Below are 3,703 nucleotides of genomic sequence, written 5' to 3' on the forward strand. Positions count from 1 at the left end.
CGCTGCAGGCGCTGGAGAAAGCCGGCAAGCTCAAGCTGGTGAAGTTCGAAGACCGCGACAAGCTGCAACAGGCGATGGCACCGGTGCTGGCAGCTTACGCCAAGGAAATCGGCGCCGACGCAATCTACGCGCGCATCAACGCGATCAAATAACGGCCCCGTCCGGCGCGGCGGAGGCGTTTATTCCGCCGCGCCGATTTTGTGCCGACCTCCATTCAGTCATTTCACGGGAAACCAATGCGAAAATTAATAGACTGGCTCTACCGCGGCCTGCAAGGGCTGCTGACGTTCTTGATTGCCATACTGATCCTGCCCGTGACCATGCAGATCGTGGCCCGGTTCACCGACCTGATCCCCAACTACATCTGGACCGAGGAGATGGCGCGATTCTGCCTGATCTGGATCATCATGCTCGGCGCCAGTGTCGCCGTTCGCGACGGCACGCACTTCGACGTGGATGTGCTGCCGCATCCCAAGACCGTAGCCGGCCTGGCGCTGAGCCGCATGGTCGTGCATGGCGTGATTTTTCTGGTCGCGCTGATCTTTCTCGCCTTCGGCTGGAGGTTCGCGATGTTCGGCTATGACCAGAGCTCGGAATTGACCGGCATCAACATGATCACCATCCACATCGCCTGGCCGTTCGCGGGTTTCACCTGGGTCGTATTTACCCTGGAGAAATTTTACGACGACCTCCAGTTGATGAAAAAAGGGAAAGGAGCTGCATATGGGGCCGTCTGAAGTCGCATTGATTCTGTTCGGCGTGTTCGCGCTGCTGGTGATCGTGCGCGTGCCGGTCGCATTCGCGCTGGGACTCGCCTGCGTTCCGGTATTCTTCATCGATGACCGGCTGACGCCGTTTCTGCTGCTCAACGAGATGCTGAAGTCGTATAACTCGTTTCTTCTGCTGTCGATTCCGTTTTTCATGCTGGCCGCGAACCTGATGAATGCGGCCGGCATCACCGACAAGCTGATCAATCTGTCGCGCGCCCTGGTCGGCTGGCTGCCGGGCGGGCTGGGCCATGTCAGCGTGCTGGTCAGCATGCTGTTCGCCGGCATCTCCGGCTCCAGCACGGCCGAAGCCGCCGGCGTCGGCGGCGTGCTGATCCCGGCCATGAAAAAGCAGGGCTACGATATCGAATTCGCAGTAGCGCTGATCGCTTGTGCGGCGGTGATGGGCGTCATCATTCCGCCCAGCATACTGATGGTGGTCTGGGGCGGAGTCATATCGGTATCGATCGGCGGCCTGTTTCTCGCGGGCGTGCTGCCCGGGACGATGATGGGCCTTTCCTTCATGGTCGTGGTCTACATCTACGCCAAGCGCCGCAACTACCCGGTCTACCCCAAGCCCACCGGGAAGGAACTGGCGGCGGCTATCGGGAATGCCATTCTGCCGATTCTCACCCCGGGCATCATTGTCGGCGGCATCGTCGGCGGTTTTTTCACTCCGACCGAGGCGTCGGTGGTGGCTGTGCTCTACGCCATGCTCCTGGGGGTATTCGTCTACCGGCGCTTAGGGCTCAGGCAATTGCGCGAAACCATGTACGACTCCGGACGCTTTGCCGCCATTTCGCTGTTTTGCATCGGCACGGCGTCGGCCTTTGGCTGGCTGCTCGCGTATTTCCACATTCCGCAGCTGTTCGTGGACATGGTGTCCCGTTGGGGCGGCGGCATTACCAGCGTGGGCTTCATCACCGCGTTCTGCTTCCTGGTGATAGGCTGCTTTATCGATGCCATTCCGGCGATCATCATCGTCGGCACCATACTCGCGCCGCTCGCTGCAAGCGTCGGCATGCACCCGATTCATTTTGCGATCATCGGCGTCATCTCGATCGCTTATGGACTGGTGACGCCGCCTTATGGACTGTGCCTGATGATTGCCTGTACCGTCGGCGGCATCAAGATCAAGGATGCGATCAGAGACACGCTGATACTTTTCATCCCCATGCTGCTCGTGCTGGTATTCGTGATCCTTGTGCCGGACGCGATGCTGTGGCTTCCACGCACGCTCATGCCGAACCTGGTCAAATGAGGCTGGCAGGGCGCAGCCGGACGCTTTCCGCGCTTGTCTGGCAGGACTCACGCGGATCGCTGACGGCAATGGCAAAGTCCGGGCAGATGTAAAGGCAGTGCAGGCAGCCTATGCAGCTTTTTGCTTTCACGGCCACATAAGGGGGAAGGGGCTCCAGGCCCGTCGGTTCTAGCGCATCCCGATACCGGCGCCGGCAATGTTGGCTCTGACAGGCGTGAGCCTGCTCAGGCACAGCGCCAGCGCAACATCGGCCAGCCGCGGTGCTGCGCCAGCACTGCGAGGCGGCTGTCGGGATTGACAGTCACCGGATGGCTGACGGCTTCGAGCAGGGATAGATCATTGGCCGAATCTGAATAGAAGTAGCGCTCCCCGATCGCCTCGTCGCCCAAGCCTTCACTCTCCATCCAGATGCTCAGACAGGTCAACTTCTTTTCGCGGAAACAGAGCGCCCCCTCGATCCGGCCGCTCAGATGGCCGCCCCGGACTTCCGCGCGAGGGGCAATCACCGGCACACCGAACAACTCGCCGATGGCCGAGGAAAGAAAGCTGTGCGTCACCGTAATGATCGCCAGCCGGTGCTCTTTGGAGCGGTGCAGGGCGACGGCATCGCGGGCCGCCGGGCTGATCCGCGGAACAATTTCCGCAGCCACGAAATCGGCCAGCACCGGCAACCATTCGACAAGCGGACGTGGCGATAGCAATTGAAGATGAAAGCCTAGGTAATCGGCAATATCGGGGTCCATTTGTTTGTGGTGCAATAAGTCCCGGTAGGAAACCAGGCACTGGCGTGGGAGTGGTTCTGTAAGCCATTGTGTTGTCGCCGGCTCACTATTGACCACCCATGCCGAATTAGACATGACCAGGGTTTTTCTAGTGGTAACGCTGATCATTTTGAATCGGCACAATCAGCTTTAGATGGTTAAGATGAGGTCGGCAGCAACAGCCAGTGGGCAGCGGGTGCTCGGGGACTGCACCGTGTTCACGCAGCACCTCCAGCAGGTGACCGAGCGCGGCGCGCAGATCGCCATGAACGCGTACTACCGGTGTCGGGCAGTCACAGCGTGGAAGGTGCTCACTCAGGAACTGCTCGACCGCGTGCTCGTCCAGACGCTGAATCGGCAGGCCTTGCTGTGTCATCCAGCGTGCGAAGTGGGCAATGCCGGCGACGTAGCGCTGGGTCGTGTTGGTGGCGTAACGGCCACGCCTGAAGTGCGCGCTAAACGCATCGAGGTGTGGCGCGAGCGCGCTATTGAGCAGCCTCGCCTTGGACGTGGGATGAGGCGAATCGATGAGGTCCATGATGGTCTCCAGTAGTGGAGCCATCAGTTCAAACGAACGCTCAAATTATGCCTACTAGTCCTGCGCTTAATGTCCCTCAAAGCCAGTGTTTACAGGGTCTCCAAACCAACCGACGCAAATGCTATTCATAACTGAGTTCTATGCATAACGATGCTTTGCAAAGGATCAAGGAGCCGGCTTTGACCGACCGCAAAAGACGTTTGCTGACATTCAGAGTTGACTCGTCAACAGCCGCAGACGCCCCCCTAGCCGACATAGAGCTGAGCAAAAAGCAGTCGTTCAATGTGCGGGAGCCAGCGGTGTGAGCACCTCAAGTGCTTGAATTCCATGGCAATCAGCACGGTAGTGATCATTCATACTACTTTGCATTCAAAGA

The 3,703-nt window shown here is 59.1% G+C and carries 4 protein-coding genes; 2 read left to right on the top strand and 2 right to left on the bottom strand.

Translation table 11 applies throughout. The features are described from left to right. Positions 1-236 precede the first annotated feature (236 nt). Positions 237-737 (top strand): TRAP transporter small permease, encoded by a 501-nt coding sequence (locus B3F77_RS08315; protein ID WP_293604504.1) that lies wholly within the window; start codon positions 237-239, stop codon positions 735-737. Continuing rightward, positions 724-2,028, top strand: coding sequence for a TRAP transporter large permease (locus tag B3F77_RS08320; protein ID WP_293604505.1), 1,305 nt, complete (start codon positions 724-726; stop codon positions 2,026-2,028). Before B3F77_RS08315 ends, B3F77_RS08320 begins: the two co-directional genes overlap by 14 nt. 224 nt (positions 2,029-2,252) lie before the next feature. Here B3F77_RS08320 and B3F77_RS08325 read toward each other — a convergent pair whose 3' ends face one another. Continuing rightward, a complete protein-coding gene (locus tag B3F77_RS08325; protein WP_293604506.1) occupies positions 2,253-2,771 on the bottom strand; it encodes an HAD family hydrolase in 519 nt (172 codons plus the stop codon). 127 nt (positions 2,772-2,898) lie between these two features. Further along, a complete protein-coding gene (locus B3F77_RS08330; RefSeq protein WP_293604507.1) occupies positions 2,899-3,327 on the bottom strand; it encodes a site-specific integrase in 429 nt (142 codons plus the stop codon). Positions 3,328-3,703: the final 376 nt, after the last annotated feature.

The organism is Polaromonas sp. UBA4122 (assembly GCA_002381615.1).
In the GTDB taxonomy this organism is placed as follows: Bacteria; Pseudomonadota; Gammaproteobacteria; order Burkholderiales; family Burkholderiaceae_C; genus Polaromonas.

Excerpts from the sequence above, each read along its gene's own strand:
- B3F77_RS08315 (WP_293604504.1), top strand. The coding sequence starts at position 237 with ATGCGAAAATTAATAGACTGGCTCTACCGCGGCCTGCAAGGGCTGCTG.
- B3F77_RS08320 (WP_293604505.1), top strand. The coding sequence starts at position 724 with ATGGGGCCGTCTGAAGTCGCATTGATTCTGTTCGGCGTGTTCGCGCTG.
- B3F77_RS08325 (WP_293604506.1), bottom strand. The coding sequence starts at position 2,771 with ATGGACCCCGATATTGCCGATTACCTAGGCTTTCATCTTCAATTGCTA.
- B3F77_RS08330 (WP_293604507.1), bottom strand. The coding sequence starts at position 3,327 with ATGGACCTCATCGATTCGCCTCATCCCACGTCCAAGGCGAGGCTGCTC.